2 protein-coding genes are annotated in these 1442 nt (G+C 75.2%); one reads left to right on the top strand and one right to left on the bottom strand.

What is annotated here, in order from left to right:
* On the bottom strand, positions 1-1054 hold a 1054-nt coding region (locus B9S58_RS07950; protein ID WP_103531415.1), incomplete at its 3' end, for an amidohydrolase.
* Between the two features lie 184 nt (positions 1055-1238).
* Here B9S58_RS07950 and B9S58_RS07955 point away from each other — a divergent pair.
* Positions 1239-1415 carry a thiazolylpeptide-type bacteriocin gene (locus B9S58_RS07955; RefSeq protein ID WP_003968635.1) on the top strand — a complete coding sequence of 59 codons (177 nt, stop codon included), beginning with the start codon at positions 1239-1241 and terminating at the stop codon, positions 1413-1415.
* Positions 1416-1442: the final 27 nt, after the last annotated feature.

The raw sequence follows: 1442 nt of genomic DNA on the forward strand, positions 1-1442 counted from the left end.
CCGGGTCGGGGCGCAGGGCCGGCGAGCGGGCGGTGACCGTGAACCCGGGTGCACGCGGGGCGCCGGACGCGTCGGCCTCGGCCCGGACGACGCGTTCGGCGGCGGCCGCCAGCCGGTCGAGCGCCGGTTCGGTGAACGCCCGGATCGTGAGGGAGAGTTCGGCCCGGTCCGGGGTGATGTTCCCGCGCTCGCCCGCCCGCACCGAGCCGACGGTGAGCACGGCCTGTTCGGCGGGCGCGGTCGCCTCGGCCACCACCGTACGCAGGCGCAGGACGGTGGCGGCGGCCATCAGGACCGGGTCGATGTTGAGGTGCGGGGTGGCCGCGTGACCGCCCCGGCCGTGCAGGACCGCCTCGACGGCGACGCTCCCCGCCATCAGGGGCGGCCCGCCGGCCGGCGGGTGGGCGAGGGTCCCGGCGGGGAGCGGGGCGGCGTGCTGGGCCAGGACCGCGTCGGGGACGCCGAACCGTTCGTACAGCCGGCCGTCCTCCAGCAGGGACCGGGCCCCGCTCAGCGTCTCCTCCTCCGGCTGGCCGACGACGAGGACCGTGCCCCGCCACGCGTCCCGGGAGGCGGCGAGGAGCGCCACCGCCCCGGTGACCGCCGCGATGTGCAGATCGTGGCCGCAGGCGTGCATGACCCCGGGCACGGTGCTGGCGTACGGGAGTCCGGTGGCCTCGGTGACGGGCAGCGCGTCCAGCTCGGTGCGCAGCAGCACGGTGGGGCCGGGGCCGTTGCGCAGCACCCCGACGAGTCCGTGGCCGCCGCCCACGGAACGGGTGACCGTACAACCGTGTTCGGCCAGCCGGGCGGCGAGGCGGCCGGCGGTGCGGTGTTCGTGGCCGGAGAGTTCGGGGTGGGTGTGCAGGTCGAGGTAGAGCTCGACGGCGGAACGGAGCAGGGGGCGCGGCAGGGGCACACTCCCTGCCGCCGCCTCACCTTCCCGCGGCTCCGACCCTCGCCGTGTCTCCGCCCCTCCCCGAGCCCCCGGCGCCCCGCCGTCGTCGTCCGCGTTCCTCGCCGCACTCGCCGCTGTGTCCACCGCGCACCTCATCTCTGCTCAACGAGCCTGGTTCGTACGGCTGTCAGGTGCCGGGGCGTCGTCCTGCCACCGGGTGCCAGCGATGTGACAGCGAAATCGCGGCCGATCTGACAGCGGCCGCCCCTGCAATGGGTCCAGCACCCGGGCGCCGGACCGGAACCGCCGGCCGGACCCCCACGAGACCAGGGAGATCAACATGGCCCCCAAGACCGAACTCGCCACCCTCGCCGACGAGATCCTGGAGCTGGAGTCGGAGACCTTCGAGATCTCGGACTACTCCGACGCGTCGGAGGTCGTCCTCGCCGGTTCCACGTCGTGCTCCTCGACGTCGACCTGCTCCAGCACCACCAGCACCACCTCCTGCAGCGCCTGACACAGGTTCGCCGGGCCCGCTCGTGCG

Source organism: Streptomyces sp. SM11 (genome assembly GCF_002910905.1).
GTDB lineage: Bacteria > Actinomycetota > Actinomycetes > Streptomycetales > Streptomycetaceae > Streptomyces.